Consider the following 19,229-nt stretch of genomic DNA (forward strand, 5'->3'; position numbering starts at 1 on the left):
GTTGTTTATATTAGTATCCGTCGTTTTGAATTAAATTAGGGTTGGTTGAAATGGTATTTGTTGGAATTGGGAATACGCTTCTATAAGCATCTACCGCCGTACCATTAGCTTGGTTTCCTTTAAATGGCCATAAATAAGCATTTGTAGTAAAGTAATTGTAACGAATTAAATCGGTACGTCTTTGACCTTCCCAATACAATTCTCTTGAACGCTCATCAAGTACAAAGTCTAAAGTTAAATCTCCAGAAGTGATATTACCACTCGTATTACCATAACCTCTTTCTCTTAATTCGTTTATTTTATCTACTGCTGTACTAATGCTACCACCGCCACCTCTTAAGTGGGCTTCTGCATAGTTTAAGTAAATTTCTGCTAAACGAATTACAGGTAAATCCGTATCTACAAAGTCACCACTACTATCGCTTCCTTGGTTTCCGTTAGAATCGATGTTTTTAAATTTGGTTACCGCATAACCTTCTGCAAAAGGAGGGATGCTACCAATCTCTAAACTTTGTCCGTCTGTATAGAACATGCCTCTATTGTCTCCAGCAGCTTCAATAGCTTCGAAACTATAGGTTAGTGTAGCTAAATTAAGAGTTACAAGATAGGTTCCTGCAGTTACAGTGATGTTTTCACCACCTGCTTCTAACGAGCCGTCTGCACCATTGTCTCCGTAGTTGTTACCCCAATTTTCATTGAATCTAAACTTTAATTGACCATCAGCCAATGTAATGTAGATTTGGTATACGTCCGTTGAGGTTTCGTACATTTCAACATCTTCATCACCCCATTCGTTAAGATCTCCAACAAGACCCCAATCTGATAGTGATCCGCCTAATTGACTGTTTAAAGTAGGGACATCAATCTCAGAACTTTCAAATTTTTCAACCAAAGCTTTAGTGGTTCTTAGACCTCCCCAGCCTCCGTTAATTCCTAAACTTAAAGGATCCATACTTCCACCTGTAGCAGCGTGTACTAAAAATGTAGACCCTCCATAAGTTTGTGATTGAATACCATCAAAGTTTAAAGCGAATATAAATTCTTGTTGTGCACCGTTGGTATCGTTATCAGCAAGGAACAATTCGTCATAAGCATTTCCGTTACCATTAGCGTCATTCATATTAATACTGTACGAAGAATTTAATACATGCTCTGAATAAGTAACACATTCTGAATAACGTGGAGTTCCCGTCCATACTTCAGCATTTAAATAAAGCTTCGATAATAAAGCCCAAGCAGCGACTTTATCTACACGTCCGTATTCATTAGAATCTAAAAGTAAATCTTGAATCTCTAATAATTCAGACTCTACAAAATCGAATAATTCTGTTCTAGAACTTTGTGACGGTAAGTCTGTAGTAATTTGAGTGACTAAAGGCACATTAGCGTAAAAGTCAATTAAGTTGTAATAAGCAAAAGCTCTTAAAAAACGGGCTTCAGCAATAAAGGTCTGTGCTTCGGCATCTGGTAATGCAGAGGCATTTTGAATAAACGCATTAGTAAACGACACTTCTTGCGCTAAACGCAGGTACATGGCTCCGGTAAAGTCATTTCCTGCAGACCAGTATAATCCGTGTAAATCTGGTAAACCAGCATCTCCCCATCCTACAACGGCGTGGTCTGTGGTTAACTCATTAAGATTAAAAAGCATACGTGTATACTGTGAGAATCCTTCATCAATACCAGAGATATCAGGTTGTCCTGAAGGACCTTGTTGTCCTGTTAGCGCTAAACTCGCGTAGAGTTTGGCTAAGGCTTTCTTAGCTTCGGTTGTATTAACAAATACATCCTGTTCTGTAAAACTATCTGGATCAATAGGATCTTGATCTAAATCATCATGACATGCGGTCATAAATAATGAGATAGTTACAATAAAAATTATATATTTCATTCTATTTTTCATAATTCAAACTTTTTTAAAAATCAACGTTGACTCCAAATACAAATGATCTTGGTCTTGGATAGAAGTTGCTATCAATACCTCCAGTGATTTCTGGGTCTAAGCCTTTATAATCTGTAATTGTAGCCACGTTTTGAACCGAGCCGTAAAGTCTTACAGAAACATCCTTAATGGCTTGATCTAAAGTGTAACCTAATGTAATGTTGTCTATTTTAAAGAAAGAAGCTTCCTCAATATAGTGACTACTTAAAAAGGTGTTTTCATTAGATTGACTTACAAAACCGTTTTCTAAATAACTCGCATGGATGTTTGTTAAAAAGTTATTGGTTGTTGGAATGATACCATCTAAGTAAGAATTTCCAGCAGCTACATCATTATAAGCATAGTTTCCGATGTTGGCTCTAGTCACTACAGATAGATCCCATTTTTTATAACTTAAGTTGGTGTTTAATCCCATAATAACATCAGCGTAAGGGTCTTTATAGATGTATTTATCCGCATCGTTTATAACGTTGTCGCCGTTACGATCTACAAAAGCACCTTCAATTGGTTTTCCGTTGTTATCGTATACTTGTTGAAAAACGTAGAAGCTATAAGGCGCTTCACCTTCAGTATGTAATTGTACGTTGTTACCAACACCTCCACTGATACCTCCAGTTTCTTGATCGAATGGAAGGCTTGTAATTTCATTGTCATTAAATGCAATGTTGTAGCTTAAAGACCATTCAAAATCATCTGTTCTTACAGGAACTAGGTTTAAGGCAAATTCAAACCCTCGGTTTTGCATATCGCCAATGTTCTTTTCAATAGCTGAACCAAAGTTTGTAAATGGATCTACAGAAGCAGAGGCAATTAAATCTTTAGTTTGTTTTTGGTACACATTTACAGAACCAGAAACTCTTCGGTTAAAGAAACTGTAATCTAAACCAACGTTTAAGGTGTTACCAATTTCCCATTTTAAGTTTTCATTTAATGGGTCTGGACGGTAGGTTTGGTAGAATGCGTTTCCAAATTGGTAGTTTGCTGTAGACTGACTACCTGTATAACGGGTTAAGAATAAATAATCTCCTAAACCATTAACGTTACCAACTTCACCATAACCTAATCTTAATTTTAACTCATTTATATTGTTGCTGTTTGATAAGAACTCTTCATTATGTAAATTCCAAGCTAAAGCAACAGAAGGGAAATAGCCCCAACGATCATCTGGATTTAATTTAGAAGATGCATCGGCTCTTAACGTTGCAGTAACTAAATACCGACCGTCATAATCATAGTTTAAACGTCCGAAGTAAGACAGGAGTACATTTTTAGACTTATCAATAAACTCAAAGTCGTTACCATCTTCTTCCGCTTCACTGTCATAACTATAGTTGTCATATTGAAAAGACTGGTAAGAATACCCTGCTACGGCAGTGATGTTGTGAATATCGTTAATGGATTTATTATAGGTTAAGTACGCATCAAATAACTTGTTCGTTGAGTTATTGGTGTACGTGCTACGCGATCCATTCCAAGTTAAATCTGAAGTTGGTATAAGTTCTGATACTAAAGTTCTACCATGACTGTTAGCTTTATCGATACCGGCACTTACAGTTGCTGTAATATCGCTAAAGAAATGAAGCTTATAATCGGCTTTACCGTTTAAAATAAGACGTCTAACCTCTGAGCTATCATCATTTAAGTTTAATAAAGCTACTGGGTTTGTTCCTGCTAAATTAGGTTGCTGTCCTGTTGAACTATCAATCCAAGAAAAATAACCACCATATTGCGAGTTAGGATCGTAAACAGCTTGTGTAGGATCGTAGTTATTCGCACTAGAAATGGCACCACGATTGGCGAAAAAGTTTTCAGTGTAGTTCCCTCTAGCGGTAAGATCTATCTTTAAGTGATCGTCAAATAATCTTGGTGATAAGTTTAACGAAGCTGTTGTTCTTTGAAAGTTATCACGTTTTAAGGTTCCATCATGATCAGAATGTCCTAAAGACACACGCATTGGAACACCGTATAAACTACCTAAAGCACTAAAAGAGTGATCTTGACCAAAAGCGGTTTGGTAAATCTCATCTTGCCAATCGGTATTTGCATTTCCTAAAAGGCCAATTGTAGTAGCATCGGCTCCAGGGTGCGTGTTAACGATACTTCTAAATTGGTCAGCATTTAAAACGTCTACACGGTTTACAGCGGTACGTACCGTAGTAGAACTTGTGGCGTTGAATCTAAATTCAGAGTCTTTACCTTTTTTAGTCGTAATCATAATTACACCATTGGCAGCTCGTGATCCATAAATAGAGGTTGCAGAGGCATCTTTTAATACCGTCATGCTTTCAATATCATTTGGATTGATAAGGTTTAATGGGTTTCTAGATCCGGCTACACCACCTTGGTCTAATGGAATACCATCTAAAACGATAAGCGGATTGCTCGATAAGGATAAAGATCCATTACCTCTAATCACAATATTCTGACCATCTCCTGGAGATCCACTTGATGAGGTTACAGAAACACCGGCTATTTTACCTGATATTAATTGTTGAGCAGACACTAATGGTCCTTGGTTAAAATCTTCAGCTTTTAATAAATCGGCTGCACCTGTTAAATCGTCTTTCTTTACAGAGCCATAACCAATAAGAACCACTTCTTCTAATTGAGCGGGATCTTCTGCTAGGACTACATTAATTGGCGTTTGGCCATTAAAGACGATTTCTTGTGTCGTATAGCCGACATACGAAATCACTAATATCTCTCCTTGACTTACTTCTAGTGCGTAATTACCATCGAAATCTGTCGATGTTCCTCGGGAGGTTCCCTTAATTACAACATTTACACCAGGTAGAGGCATGGCGTTTGCTTCATCTGTAACGGTACCAGTGACAGTTGATTGTGCCATCAAGGATGCTGGTAGTATTAAGAGACAGAATAGTAAAGCATTTAAAATTGTTTTCATACAATGTGTTTAAGTTAATTGCTTAGTTAATTAGTTTATATTTTCACTTCTCGGGTTAAATCTATGTAAATTTAATGTGAATACGTGAGTAAAAAATATGATGAAAGTCACGAAAACGTTTTCGTGTTAAAAACTTTTCCCGAATATTAACATTCTCAAGATATTTAACAAAAACTGAGCATCTTATATTAAAAAGATGTAAAAATTACGAACTCCAAAATTCTAAAATTTAAAATCCACTTATTTTAGTTGTATCTTAGCTACGATTATTTAGACCTCTATGAAACGAAAAATTACCTTAAAACAAATCGCCAGAGAACTTGATGTCTCTATTTCTACTGTCTCTAAAGCCTTGCGGAATAGTGCCGAAATTAGTGATGATACCAAACAGAAAGTTCAGGCCTTTGCGAAACTCTATAATTACAAACCTAATAATATTGCTTTAAGTCTTAAAAACCGAAGAACCAATACCATTGGGATTATTATTCCTGAAATTGTACACCATTTTTTCTCTAAAGTGATTAGTGGCGTAGAATTGGTGGCTAATAAAAGAGGGTATAATGTTATTGTTGGTTTGTCTAACGAGTCTTTTTCTAAGGAAGTAATTAATATGGAAATGCTCGCCAACGGCAGTATTGATGGGTTTGTACTGTCTATGTCTAAGGAAACTTTAAAATTACAAGACTACCATCATTTTAATGAAACCATGACGCAGGGGATGCCTATAGTGATGTTTGATCGTGTGGTTTCTGATGTAAACTGTGATAAAGTTATTGTAGATGATTTTAATGGCGCTAAAAAAGCGGTCAGAAAATTAATAGATAATGGGTGCCAATCTATTGCTTTAATTACTACCGAAGATTACGTGAGTGTAGGGAAATTAAGAACACAGGGGTATTTAGAAGCCTTGGAAGAGCATGGCATTATTCCGAAAGCCGAATTAATTCTAAAAATCGACGAATCTTTAGATTATGAAGCCCATATGGAAGCGCTTGAAAGTGAAATTGAACACTTATTTAAGTCTAATCCGAACTTAGATGGCGTATTTGCGGTAAATGAAATTTATGCGTTATTGGCTATGAAAATTGCACGTCGTTTAGGGCACGATGTTCCTAATGATGTTCAGGTTATTGGCTTTACAGATGGCGTCTTGTCTAAGCATGCAACCCCGAGTCTCACTACGGTAAGTCAACATGCACAACAAATGGGAGAAAAGGCTGCAGAGCTATTAATTGATAAATTAGAAAAAGAATTTAACAGTGCCGATGAGGTTTTTCAAACCGTCGTGATTACCACGGATTTGGTGGAGCGCGAATCTACCAAATAGAAATTTATTATTGCCGTTTTAAAATCTTTTATATCTTTGTGGCATAATCAAAACTTATATTTTCACTTCTCACTGAAATAAGTTTTGATAAGCTAAGCTTGTCAGAATAGTATTAATATTAATATACTATTTAATGGAAAAGCGTAGATTAAGTTTCTGGCAAATCTGGAACATGAGTTTTGGATTTCTAGGAATACAGATGGGTTTCGCCCTTCAAAATGCCAACGCAAGTAGAATACTTCAAATTTTCGGAGCTGATGTTCATGAACTGTCATGGTTTTGGATCATTGCACCTCTTATGGGACTTATTGTTCAGCCTATTGTTGGGCATTATAGCGATAAGACTTGGGGAAAATTTGGCCGTAGAAAACCTTATTTTCTAATCGGTGCAATTTTAGCGTCTATAGGTTTAGTGCTTATGCCGCAAGCGGATATGTTTATTGCCTTTTTGCCAGCACTTTGGGTGGGGGCAGGAATGCTAATGATCATGGATGCTTCGTTTAATATTGCTATGGAGCCATTTCGTGCTTTAGTCGGTGATAACCTTAGAACCGATCAGCGTACAGCAGGGTTCAGTATTCAAACGGCCTTAATTGGGTTTGGTGCTGTTATAGGGTCTTGGTTACCTTATGCTTTAGCAAATTGGTTTGGTGTTTCTAACCAAACCGAAGCAGGAGCCGTGCCTGCAAATCTTATTTGGTCGTTTATTATTGGCGCATTAATATTGATCATTTCAATATTAGTTACCGTCATCACGACGAAAGAGTATTCTCCTGAAGAAATGCATGCTTTTGATCAAGAACATCCGGAACATGATGGTCTTGAAGTGTCTGAGGACGAAAAATCAAGTCTTTTAGATATTCTAGACGATTTTAAGCAAATGCCAGTCACCATGCGCCAACTGAGTTGGGTCCAATTCTTTTCTTGGTTTGGACTCTTCGGAATGTGGGTTTTTGCAACCCCGGCCATTGCGCAGCATATTTATCACTTACCACCTACAGATAGTAGTAGTTCTACGTATCAAGATGCCGGGGATTGGGTAGGGATTCTTTTCGGAATCTACAATCTAGTTTCGGCCTTTTACGCCTTTGCCTTACCGTATATCGCTAAGAAAATTGGACGTAAGCGTACCCATGCCATCTCTTTAATTATTGGAGGTATTGGTTTGCTTTCGGTCTATGTAATGCCCGATGAAAATTGGCTTATTGTTTCTATGATTGGTGTAGGTATTGCGTGGGCTAGTATTTTGGCTATGCCATACGCTATTTTAGCAGGCTCTATTTCTCCAAAAAAGATGGGGGTTTACATGGGGATTTTTAACTTCTTTATTGTCATACCTCAAATTATCAATGCCCTTATTGGTGGGCCACTCGTAAAATATGCTTACGGCGATCAGGCCATATTTGCCTTAGTGATCAGTGGGGTCAGCTTTTTAATCGCTGCAGCTTTAGTTTCAAAAGTAAAAGACGTTGATGACGTCATTCAAAAATAAAAGTAAATGAACAAAAAAGGATTCATATTCGATTTAGATGGTGTCATCGTAGATACTGCAAAATATCATTTTTTAGCTTGGCAAAAGTTAGCTAAAGGCTTAGATATCAATTTTACAGAAAAAGAAAACGAACAATTAAAAGGGGTAAGCCGCGTGCGGTCTTTAGAGAAAATCTTGGCCTGGGGAAATAAAACTATTTCAGACCAGCTGTTTCAAGATTTAATGGGGAAAAAGAACGAAGAGTACTTAGGCTACATCGCAGAAATGGATGAGAGTGAAATTCTTCCCGATGTACCTAGAGTTTTACAGTACCTCAAAACTAATAAGCAACCTATTTCTTTAGGCTCAGCAAGTAAGAATGCAAGAACCATTTTAGAGCGTGTTCATATTATTTCAGACTTTGATGCCATTGTAGATGGTAACGATGTGTCTAAAGCAAAACCCGATCCTGAGGTGTTCTTAATTGCCGCTAAAGAAATTAACATGAAACCCGAAGACTGTATTGTTTTTGAAGATTCAGTAGCTGGTGTAGAAGCGGCCAATGCGGCTAATATGATTTCTATAGGGATTGGAAGCAAGGATGTTTTAGGACATGCCGATTATGTGTTTAACGACTTCACTGAGATGTCTGACGATTTCTTAAAATTTTTAATTGAATATTAATAAAAATAAACGTCTCAATAGAGGCTACTAAAATAGTATACTAATGAATCTAGATTATATCATACCAAACAATTGGTCAATCTTAGAAGAAGGATTCGATCCTCAACAAGTTAAGGCATCAGAAAGTTTATTTAGCATCGGTAATGGTGCCATGGGACAACGTGCTAATTTCGAAGAAAACTACTCTGGTCCTACTTTTCAGGGGAGCTATATCGCAGGGGTCTATTACCCTGATAAAACCAAAGTAGGCTGGTGGAAAAATGGATATCCAGAATATTTCGCTAAAGTTTTAAATGCACCGAGTTGGATTGGGATTAACGTGTCTGTTAATGGCGAAAGTTTAGATTTACATACGTGTAAAGCGGTAGAGGACTTTAAGCGCGAATTGAATATGAAAGAAGGTTGGTTGTCTCGAAGTTTTACAGCTACACTTCCTAATGATATTACTGTTAAAGTTGAAGCGAAACGTTTTTTAAGTCTAAAACGCGATGAGTTAGGTGTTATCCATTACGCCGTTACGCCTTTAAATACGGATGCTGAAATTACTTACCAACCTTATATAGATAGTGGTATTACTAATGAAGATACCAATTGGGATGATAAATTTTGGGATACTTTAAAGATTTCTAAAGATGGTGAAAAAGCCTTTATTGAGGCTAAAACCATGAAGACAGAATTTTACACCTGTACCTTTATGGAGTCGCAATTGTTTAGTAATGGTAAGCCTATTGAAGTAGCCTCTAAAGTAGAGGAAACAGACACTACGATTGCGTTTTCATACACGTATAAGGTGGCTAAAGGTGAGGCTTATACCATTCATAAATTTGGAGGCTACACTGTAGATCGTAATCACGATAAAAACGAATTGATTACCGTAGCTTCAGAAGTTTTAAAAGCGGCTAAGTCTGTTGGGTTTTCAGAATTATTAGAAGAGCAAAAACAAGCTTGGGCTCAGATTTGGGACATGGCAGACATTACCATTGAAGGTGATGTTAAAGCGCAACAAGGAATCCGATTTAATATTTTCCATTTAAACCAAACGTATTTAGGAACGGATAAAACCTTAAATATTGGTCCAAAAGGATTTACTGGCGAAAAGTACGGTGGAAGTACCTATTGGGATACCGAGGCTTATTGTATTCCATTTTATATGGCAACCAAAGACCAAAGTGTGGCTAGAAATTTATTAGCCTATAGACATAATCACTTGCAAAAAGCAATTGAAAATGCCGAAAAACTTGGGTTTAAAAATGGAGCGGCTTTATATCCAATGGTAACTATGAATGGAGAGGAATGCCATAACGAATGGGAAATTACCTTTGAAGAAATCCATAGAAATGGGGCCATTGCCTTTGCTATTTTTAATTATTATAGGTTTACTAACGATTACAGTTATATTCCAGAAATGGGCCTAGAAGTGTTAATTGGTATCGCGAGATTCTGGCACCAAAGAGCAACTTTTTCAGCGGATAAAAATAAATATGTTATCCTAGGTGTTACCGGACCTAACGAATATGAGAATAACATAAATAATAATTTCTATACCAATTATATTGCTCAGTGGTGTATTAAATATGCGGCTGAAAATATTGAAAAAGTAGAGGCTGAATACAGTTCAGACTATACCCGTATTATGAATAAGGCTAAACTGTCTAAAGCGGAAGTGCAAGAGTGGTTAGAGGTAGCAAATAATATGTATTTCCCATTTTCAGAAACACACAATGTTTACTTACAGCAAGACGGCTTCTTAGATAAAGAACTTATTACTGTGGCAGATTTAGACAAGTCACAGCGCCCAATTAACCAGAAATGGTCTTGGGATCGCATTTTAAGATCGCCTTATATTAAGCAAGCGGATACCTTACAAGGGATGTATTTCTTTGAAGATCAGTTTTCAATGGAAGAGTTAGAACGTCATTTTGATTTTTATGAACCATTTACTGTTCATGAGAGTTCATTATCGCCTTGTGTTCATAGTATTCAAGCGGCAAAATTAGACCGTATGGAGCAAGCTTATACCTTCTATTTAAGAACCTCGCGTTTAGATTTAGACGATTATAACCATGAAGTACATGAAGGTTTACATATTACCTCTATGGCTGGAACTTGGATGAGTATTGTAGAAGGATTTGGAGGCATGCGTGTTAAGAATAACACCTTGTCTTTTGAGCCTAAAATACCACAACAGTGGGAAGGATACTCGTTTAAAGTGAATTTTAGACATCAAATTATTACCGTTAGTGTAAATCAGAATGAAACCCGTTTTGAATTGGCTGGTGATGAAGACTTACAGATTTTAGTTCATGGTAAGGAAATTACAATTAGCCCTAACAATTTAGTTACGGTTTAAATGGTTAGTGCTGATGTGAGGCTTTCTTTTAGCCTACATCATATATTTTAATATCCTACAAGGTTTTCTAAACCTTGTAGGTGTTTTTTCATTATTAAATGAAAGCAACTCATTTTTCAGTGCAGTGAAAGTCTAAATACCAATTATATGAATGCATTAAAACTTATAGGAATTGTTATAGGTCTTAGTCTTTTGTCTTGTACAGAAATGACTTCAAAACATCAAGTAAGCACTGAAAAAGTTACTGAAATAAAAAACGATATTCAACGTGTAGAGCCTCCACATTGGTGGGTGGGCTTTAAAAATAAAACCTTACAACTGCTCGTGCATCATCCTGAAATAGGAAATGCAACTCCTCAAATAAATTATACGGGCGTTTCAATAACAGCCGTGCATAAAGCAGAGAGTCCTAATTATCTGTTTTTAGATTTAGAGCTGGCTGAAAATACGCTTCCAGGTCAATTTAATATTACATTTCAATTTGAAGATCAACCCGATCTTGTTCAAACCTATACCTTAAAAGCAAGATCACAATCGGCAGAAGATTATGTGGGCTTTAAGAGTTCAGATGCTATTTACCTCATTACACCAGATCGTTTTGCCAATGCTAGCCCACAAAATGATACGGTAGAAGGATTGTTAGAACAAGGTGTTGATAGAGCCGATAATTATGCCCGTCATGGTGGCGATTTGCAAGGAATTACGGAACATTTAGATTATATAGAAGACCTAGGCTTTACGGCGGTTTGGCCTTGTCCTGTATTAACCAATGACATGCCTTCTGGCTCGTACCACGGTTATGCAATGACAGATTTCTATCAGGTAGATCCGCGCTTTGGTACTCTAGCCGATTATAAAGCATTAGCAGAAAATTTAAGAGGACGTCATATGAAACTTATTATGGATCAAGTGGCTAATCATTGTGGCTTACAGCATTGGTGGATGAAAGATTTACCGTTTAAAGATTGGGTGAATTATCAAGAAAATTACGAAAAATATAAGTCCGATTGGGATTGGAAAACGACCATAACTTCTAACCATAGACGTACCACAAATCAAGATCCATACGCTTCTAAAATAGATTATAAGGAAATGACTGAGGGATGGTTTGTGTCTGATATGCCCGACCTTAACCAACGCAACCCGTTTATGGCAACTTATATCATTCAAAATAGTCTGTGGTGGGTAGAAACATTGGGCTTAGGTGGTATAAGACAAGATACGTATCCTTACCCCGATAAAACGTTTATGGGTCAGTGGGCAGAGGCTATTATGACGGAATATCCCAATTTTTCAATCGTTGGGGAAGAGTGGAGTTATAATCCCTTATTAATTGGGTACTGGCAAAAAGGACATCATAATACCGATGGGTATCAATCTCATTTAAGTTCTACGATGGATTTTGCGATGCAAAAGAATATTATTGAAGCTTTAAATGAAGAAGAATCGTGGGACCAAGGACTTATTAAAATGTATGAAGGTCTCGCTAATGATTTTGCATACACGGCGCCAAAAGCGATAATGGCTTTTTTAGATAATCATGATAAAAGTCGGGTGTATACCGAACTCAATGGCGATCTCGAAAAAACGAAAATGGCCTTGAGTTATTTGTTAACCATGCCTAGAATTCCTCAAATTTATTACGGTACCGAAATTTTAATGGATGATTTTGATAATCCAGGAGATCATGGGCTTATCCGTACAGATTTTCCGGGCGGCTGGCATGGAGACCAAGTCAATGCTTTTACGGGCAAAGGTTTATCGACAGCACAGAAAGAGATGCAGTTGTTTTTAAAACAGATTCTTAATTATAGAAAGACGAGTATGGCCTTGCAAGAGGGGGAAACCTTGCATTTTGCACCTGAAAATGGAATTTATGTTCTAGCGCGTAGTGTGACTAATGAAACCGTAGTTCATATTATAAATAAGAATGAAAGTCCACAAGACTTAGAGCTCTCTCGATTTGAAGAGTTAGGACTTCAAGGGAAGACCTTGACCAATATTGTAACCCATGACAATATTGTTTGGGATAAAACCCTACAATTAAAAGCGAAAAGCAGTGTCATACTATCCTACAAGGTAGCAGAAAGCTTATAGTTTTAAAATCTATTTATGAGAAATTTACTTTTAATATTCAGCATAGCGTTATTTACGATTGCCGTAACGGCTCAAAATTCAGACCGTAGGTTTGAAGCCTTTACGTGGCATGAGGATAGCCAACCGACGGTAGTTGTTAATGATGGAGTTTATGTGTTTAAAGCGTATACTTCAGAAATCATAGAAACCACATTTATTCCAGAGGGCGAGGCGCGTAATACCAAGTCGCATGCCGTGGTGGCTAAGCCTGATTTTTCCATTTTTGAAGTTTCAGAAGCTGATAAAAGCATCACCATACGTACTGATGCCGTAAAGATCGTGATTACTAAAAGACCATTTCAGATTGCCTATTACTATAAGGATCAACCGCTAATTTCAGAAAAAAAAGGCTATGTCAAAAATGACAGTTTAGAAACCCTTGAATTTAATCTTACCAAAGATGAAGTCTTATACGGCGCCGGCGCAAGAGCTTTAGGAATGAACCGTCGCGGTCATCGCCTGCAACTTTATAATCGGGCGCATTATGGTTATGAAACGCATAGCGAATTAATGAATTATACCATGCCCGTCGTCTTATCTTCAAAACAATATATGCTCCATTTTGATAATGCACCAATCGGATTTTTAGACTTAGATAGTAAAGGCGATAATACTTTAAAATACGAAACCATTTCTGGGCGTAAAACCTATCAGCTTATTGTTGGAGATTCTTGGTATGATATTACGAATAATTACACCAAATTAACGGGGAGGCAACCCATGTTACCGCGTTGGGCATTGGGGAACTTTTCTAGTCGTTTTGGTTACCATTCTCAAGAGGAAGTGGAGATGACCATTCAAAAATTTAAGGATGAAGATATTCCTGTGGATGCTATTATTCTCGATCTATATTGGTTTGGTAAAACCCTTAAAGGTACGATAGGGAATTTAGAAGTGTTCCGGGATTCATTTCCGGATTTTGAAGGTATGGTAAAACGTCTTAATCGTAAAGGTGTAAAAACCATCACCATCACAGAACCTTTTGTGTTAACGACCTCTAAAAAATGGGATGAAGCGGTTAAAAAAGAAGTCCTTGCCACCGATAGCACAGGGCAAGCGGCGCAATACGATTTTTACTTTGGAAACACAGGGCTTATAGACATTTATAAACCAGAAGGCGAACAGTGGTTTTGGGACATTTATAAAAACATCCTTAATATGGGTGTTGCTGGCATATGGGGCGATTTAGGAGAGCCTGAGGTGCACCCCGATTGGGTACAACACCATACCGGTTCGGCTAATGAAGTTCATAATATTTACGGACACGATTGGGCACGTTTAATTTACGAAGGTTATCAGCGCGATTTCCCAAATACAAGACCGTTTATTCTTATGCGTGCAGGCTATTCCGGTTCTCAACGTTACGGCATGATTCCGTGGTCTGGTGATGTCAATAGAACTTGGGGAGGCTTACAAAGTCAGCCTGAAATTGCCTTACAAATGGGTATGCAAGGTTTGGCGTATATGCATTCGGATTTAGGTGGATTTGCAGGCGATAATTTAGATGATGAACTCTATGTGCGCTGGTTGCAATACGGTGTTTTTAATCCTGTGTTTAGACCACACGCTCAAGAAGATGTGCCTAGTGAACCCGTTTTTAGAAGCGAAAAAGCAAAAGCTTTAGCCAAAGAAGCCATTGAATTACGTTACAAATTGTTGCCTTACAATTACAACTTGGTGTATGAAAATAATCAATTTGGAAAACCCTTAATGCGTCCTCTGTTTTTTGAAGAATCCGATAATCCTGAATTATTCAACTATTCAAAAACCTATTTATGGGGAATTGACATTTTGGTGTCCCCAGTGTTAGAAGCAGAATTAACGGAACAGGAGGTTTATTTTCCGAAAGATCAGGTCTGGTTTGATTTCTATACCCATGAGAAAATTGAAGGTGGACAAACAAAAACGATTCAACTAAAAGAGAATTCCATCCCCACCTTTGTGAGGGCAGGGGCTTTTATTCCAAGCTCAGCGGGACTTCAAACCACATTAGATTATAAGGATACATTTTATGAGCTTCACTATTATTACGATGAAAGCATTACGACGAGTGCTCGAGATATTTATACAGATAATGGTTTAACACCTCAGCCTATAGCGGATGAGAACTACGAAATACTGAAATTTAAAATGCAGCAGGACGCTAAGCAATTAGAGTTTCATATTAATGATGTTATAGGAGAAAACACCAAAGCGAAGGACCGCGTATTTCAACTTATAATACATGGCCTTCAAGAAAAACCTCGAAAAGTACGTGTCGGAAAAAGCCGTGAATTTACTTGGATTGAAGCCACTAAAACCCTTCAGATTCCTGTAGAACGTCGTCCACATGAAAATACTGTAGTAAAAATTAAATTAAAAAAATAATCAGATGCAGATAAAAACTCTTAACGCTATGGCACTGGTTTTTGTGTTATTTTTAGCTTGTAAAAATGAAACCAAAGAATCAGATATGCAGCCCCAATTAAATAACACTAGCCTGAAAAAAGAAATGAAGAAAAAAGAAGTCGTGTATCAGGTCTTTACACGTTTATTCGGTAATACAAATACCAACAATAAACCTTGGGGAACTTTAGAAGAAAATGGGGTTGGGAAATTTAACGATTTTACGGATAAAGCCTTAAATGAAATTAAAGATTTAGGAGTGACGCACATTTGGTATACAGGTGTTCCGCATCATGATGTTATTACAGATTATACCGCATATGGTATTTCTAACGACGACCCAGATATTGTGAAAGGGCGTGCCGGTTCTCCTTATGCTGTTAAGGATTATTATAATGTAAATCCGGATTTAGCTAAAAATGTGGACCAACGTTTAGAAGAATTTGAAGCCTTAATTGCACGTTCTCATAAGGCCGGTTTAAAAGTGATTATTGATATCGTTCCTAATCACGTGGCACGGAACTATCAAAGTCTGACGAATCCTGAAGGAACGACGGATTTTGGTGCTGAAGATGATACCACAAAAACCTATGATGTTAATAACAATTTTTATTACAATCCTGGGGAAGCTTTTAAAGTTCCAGAATGGAAAAATGGCTACCAACCTTTAGGAGGGGAAGCCCATGTTATGGCTGATGGGAAATTTAAAGAAATACCTGCAAAATGGACAGGAAACGGCTCTAGAGCATCACAGCCCGATATGAACGATTGGTACGAAACCGTAAAAGTGAATTACGGGATTAGTCCTGATGGAGAAAAAGGTTATGACGAGTTACCAGAAGGGTTTGATAACGAAGATTACAAAAAACACTACGAATTTTGGAATGCTAAAACCGTTCCAAGTTCTTGGATAAAATTTAAGGATATTGCCTTGTATTGGACGGCAAAAGGAGTTGATGGTTTCCGTTATGATATGGCAGAAATGGTGCCTGTAGAGTTTTGGAGTTATATGAACTCACACATTAAAATGGAAAATCCAGACGCATTCTTACTCGCTGAGGTGTACAACCCGAGTTTGTATCGCGATTATATCCGTAAAGGAAAAATGGATTATTTGTATGATAAAGTCCAGTTGTACGATACCTTAAAACACGTGATGCAAGGCCACGGAAGTACGGATAACGTGCCGCCAATTTTAGACGATTTAAGAGATATTGAGCATCACATGCTTCATTTTTTAGAAAACCATGATGAGCAACGTATAGGAAGTCCAGATTTTGCAGGTCATGCAGAAAAAGGAAAACCAGCCATGGTAGTTTCAGCAACATCATCAACGGCACCAACCATGATTTATTTCGGACAAGAATTTGGGGAGCCAGGGGCAGAAGATTTAGGTTTTGGAGATCCAACACGAACTTCAATTTTTGACTACGGAAGTGTACCAAGTATGGTACGTTGGGTCAACGATAAAAAGTTTGATGGCGGACAGTCTACTCAAGAAGAAAAAGAACTTCGTGATTTTTACAAACGCCTGTTGAATTTCACTATTAATAGTTCGGCTTTAATGGGCGACTATCAAGATATTCAGCATTTCAACCAGCAACACACCGAATGGTATAATGATAAAGTACTGTCATTTGTCCGTTGGAGCTCTGATGAAAAACTGATTATCATTTCAAACTTCAATGCCGATAATACCTATGGATTTGAATTACAATTACCTGAAGATTTAGTTCAGAAATTAGAACTTACAGACGGTGAATATGAGGTAAAAGACCAATTGTATCAGCAATATACTTCAACATTAAAAGTTGAAACTGGCAAAGCGGAAGTAAGAATAGATATTAAACCTCTAGAGTCGTTTATTTTAAAAATTAAATAAAGTCTAGTCCTCGCAGGTTTCAAAACTCTAGCAGGACGTAAAACAAAGTAAGTCCTAGCAAGTTTTATAACCCTAACAGGACATAAGCAAAGTAAGTCCTCGCAGGTTTCAAAAACCTAGCAGGATGTAATCAAAGTAAGTCCTAGCAGGTTTCAAAAACCTAGCAGGACATTCAATATAAAAACCAATCGTCACTACGATTAAACATAATCGGCAAGATTTCACAACCCTTGTCGGTTTTAAAAAATTGATTTAACCAAAATAAAGAGCCCCACATTAGTGGGCAAAATATATATGAAAAAACTATTTTTATTAACCTTAATCCTAATCGCTTTGAGTTGTAAAAACAATGATACGGAACACAAGGTTGCTGTTGCAGAGCCAGAACAAACTATTGAAACACCTTTTGTTTGGGAAGGTGCTAACCTCTATTTTTTATTAACGGATCGGTTTAATAATGGAGATCCTACTAACGATGTTAATTTTGATAGGACAGAAACTCCAGGGAAATTGAGAGGTTTTGAAGGGGGAGACCTTAAAGGTATTACTCAAAAAATTAAAGAAGGCTATTTTACCGATTTAGGCATTAATGCCATATGGATGACGCCGATTGTAGAGCAAATTCATGGTGGTACTGATGAAGGTACAGGCTTAAGTTATGGATTTCATGGCTATTGGACTAAAGACTGGACGGCTATTGACCCTAATTTTGGAACGAAAGCAGATTTACACGAATTGGTAAAAGAAGCCCACGCAAAAGGGATAAGAATTGTTTTAGATGCTGTGATTAATCACACAGGACCTGTAACGGAAAAAGATCCGGTATGGCCAGAAGAATGGGTAAGGACAGACCAGCAATGTTCATATGATAATTATGATAATACCATTAGCTGTACTTTGGTTGCAAATCTTCCGGATATAAGAACAGAGCGTAATGAGGATGTCGATTTACCACCGCAATTAGTGGCTAAATGGAAAGCTGAAGGACGCTATGAACAAGAGGTTAAAGAACTCGATGCGTTTTTTGAGCGTACCGGACATCCACGAGCACCACGCTTTTATATTATGAAGTGGTTAACCGATTATATTACAGAATTTGGTGTAGATGGTTATAGAGCAGATACCGTAAAACATACGGAAGAATATGTTTGGCAAGAGTTTAAGGTAGAATGTGATTATGCCTTTTCACAATTCAAGAAAAATAACCCAGATAAAGTACTTGATGATAACCCATTTTATCTGGTTGGTGAAATCTATAATTACGGGGTAAGTAGTGGACAATATTATGATTTTGGAGACAAAAAAGTGAATTATTTTAATCCGCCGAGTTTTCAAAGTTTAATTAATTTTGAATTTAAGTACAACGCAAAAGAGAAAAGCTACGAAGCCTTATTTGCCTATTATTCTGAAATTTTAAAGGATGAATTAAAAGGTTTCGGAACGCTTAATTATTTAAGTTCTCATGACGACGGAAGTCCGTTTGATGCTGAAAGAACAACGCCTTATGTTACCGCTAATACATTGTTATTGGCACCGGGAACTTCACAAGTATATTATGGTGATGAATCTGCACGATCTTTGGTGGTAGAGGGGACCCAGGGCGATGCCACCTTACGTTCGTTTATGAATTGGGAGGCGATTGCTACAGAACCTGAAACAAAAGCCATTTTAACACACTGGCAAAAATTAGGGCAATTTAGAGCTCAGCACCCTGCAGTTGGGGCCGGTGCGCATCAAATGCTTTCAGAAGCGCCTTATTATTTTTCTAGAAGTTACCAAAAAGGGGATTTCAAGGATAAGGTGGTTATCGGTTTAGAGCTTAAAAAAGGTAAAAAAGTGATTGATGTTTCTAAGGTCTTTCAAGAACGCGTTATGTTACGTGATGCCTATTCAGGAGAAACAGCAACTGTAGAAAACGGGACCATTACTTTAGATACAGAATTTGATGTGGTACTTTTGGAAAAGGAATAAAACAATTACAGGTTAAGACCAAGACCAAGACCTAGCAGGTTTTTCAAACCTAGCAGGTCTTATTAACAAATTAAAGACCTACCTAACAGGTCTAAATAAAAAGTAACAAATAAACGAAAATGAACCTATTAGGTTTTTTGCGTTGATGACAATCAGTAATCCTAAAACTTAGCAGG

10 protein-coding genes are annotated in these 19,229 nt (G+C 37.3%); 8 read left to right on the forward strand and 2 right to left on the reverse strand.

The window, feature by feature from the left end; genetic code table 11:
• Positions 1-10: 10 nt before the first annotated feature.
• Together DFQ08_RS03700 and DFQ08_RS03705 are read right to left on the reverse strand one after the other, a co-directional pair.
• Positions 11-1,903 (reverse strand): RagB/SusD family nutrient uptake outer membrane protein, encoded by a 1,893-nt coding sequence (locus tag DFQ08_RS03700; protein ID WP_114308433.1) that lies wholly within the window; start codon positions 1,901-1,903, stop codon positions 11-13.
• 13 nt (positions 1,904-1,916) lie between these two features.
• Entirely contained in the window at positions 1,917-4,847 is a 2,931-nt protein-coding gene (locus DFQ08_RS03705; protein ID WP_114308434.1) for a SusC/RagA family TonB-linked outer membrane protein, read from the reverse strand.
• A gap of 280 nt (positions 4,848-5,127) precedes the next feature.
• On the opposite strand from DFQ08_RS03705, the gene DFQ08_RS03710 reads away from it, so the two are divergent.
• From DFQ08_RS03710 to DFQ08_RS03745, 8 genes are all read left to right on the forward strand, one after another.
• On the forward strand, positions 5,128-6,174 hold the full coding sequence (locus tag DFQ08_RS03710) for a LacI family DNA-binding transcriptional regulator (RefSeq protein ID WP_114308435.1): 1,047 nt from the start codon (positions 5,128-5,130) through the stop codon (positions 6,172-6,174).
• A 133-nt stretch (positions 6,175-6,307) separates the two neighbouring features.
• The gene (locus DFQ08_RS03715; RefSeq protein WP_114308436.1) at positions 6,308-7,666 is read left to right on the forward strand and encodes an MFS transporter; all 1,359 of its coding nucleotides are present in this window, start codon (positions 6,308-6,310) and stop codon (positions 7,664-7,666) included.
• A gap of 6 nt (positions 7,667-7,672) precedes the next feature.
• Positions 7,673-8,329, forward strand: coding sequence for a beta-phosphoglucomutase (pgmB, locus tag DFQ08_RS03720; protein ID WP_114308437.1), 657 nt, complete (start codon positions 7,673-7,675; stop codon positions 8,327-8,329).
• Positions 8,330-8,372: 43 nt separating this feature from the next.
• Entirely contained in the window at positions 8,373-10,679 is a 2,307-nt protein-coding gene (locus DFQ08_RS03725; protein ID WP_114308438.1) for a glycoside hydrolase family 65 protein, read from the forward strand.
• A gap of 147 nt (positions 10,680-10,826) precedes the next feature.
• Positions 10,827-12,776, forward strand: a complete 1,950-nt coding sequence (locus DFQ08_RS03730) for a glycoside hydrolase family 13 protein (RefSeq protein WP_114308439.1) — start codon at positions 10,827-10,829, stop codon at positions 12,774-12,776.
• Positions 12,777-12,791: 15 nt separating this feature from the next.
• Complete coding sequence (locus DFQ08_RS03735) at positions 12,792-15,182, forward strand: glycoside hydrolase family 31 protein (RefSeq protein ID WP_114308440.1); 2,391 nt, start codon at positions 12,792-12,794, stop codon at positions 15,180-15,182.
• Between the two features lie 4 nt (positions 15,183-15,186).
• Entirely contained in the window at positions 15,187-17,082 is a 1,896-nt protein-coding gene (locus DFQ08_RS03740) for an alpha-amylase family protein (RefSeq protein WP_114308441.1), read from the forward strand.
• A gap of 294 nt (positions 17,083-17,376) precedes the next feature.
• Positions 17,377-19,053: an alpha-amylase family glycosyl hydrolase gene (locus DFQ08_RS03745; RefSeq protein WP_114308442.1), complete on the forward strand. Its 1,677-nt coding sequence runs from the start codon at positions 17,377-17,379 to the stop codon at positions 19,051-19,053.
• Positions 19,054-19,229: the final 176 nt, after the last annotated feature.

The organism is Winogradskyella arenosi, assembly GCF_003337305.1.
GTDB classification, from domain to species: Bacteria; Bacteroidota; Bacteroidia; order Flavobacteriales; family Flavobacteriaceae; genus Winogradskyella; species Winogradskyella arenosi.

Excerpts from the sequence above, each read along its gene's own strand:
- DFQ08_RS03710 (WP_114308435.1), top strand. The coding sequence starts at position 5,128 with ATGAAACGAAAAATTACCTTAAAACAAATCGCCAGAGAACTTGATGTC.
- pgmB (WP_114308437.1), top strand. The coding sequence starts at position 7,673 with ATGAACAAAAAAGGATTCATATTCGATTTAGATGGTGTCATCGTAGAT.
- DFQ08_RS03740 (WP_114308441.1), top strand. The coding sequence starts at position 15,187 with ATGCAGATAAAAACTCTTAACGCTATGGCACTGGTTTTTGTGTTATTT.
- DFQ08_RS03725 (WP_114308438.1), top strand. The coding sequence starts at position 8,373 with ATGAATCTAGATTATATCATACCAAACAATTGGTCAATCTTAGAAGAA.
- DFQ08_RS03705 (WP_114308434.1), bottom strand. The coding sequence starts at position 4,847 with ATGAAAACAATTTTAAATGCTTTACTATTCTGTCTCTTAATACTACCA.
- DFQ08_RS03735 (WP_114308440.1), top strand. The coding sequence starts at position 12,792 with ATGAGAAATTTACTTTTAATATTCAGCATAGCGTTATTTACGATTGCC.
- DFQ08_RS03715 (WP_114308436.1), top strand. The coding sequence starts at position 6,308 with ATGGAAAAGCGTAGATTAAGTTTCTGGCAAATCTGGAACATGAGTTTT.
- DFQ08_RS03700 (WP_114308433.1), bottom strand. The coding sequence starts at position 1,903 with ATGAAAAATAGAATGAAATATATAATTTTTATTGTAACTATCTCATTA.
- DFQ08_RS03745 (WP_114308442.1), top strand. The coding sequence starts at position 17,377 with ATGAAAAAACTATTTTTATTAACCTTAATCCTAATCGCTTTGAGTTGT.
- DFQ08_RS03730 (WP_114308439.1), top strand. The coding sequence starts at position 10,827 with ATGAATGCATTAAAACTTATAGGAATTGTTATAGGTCTTAGTCTTTTG.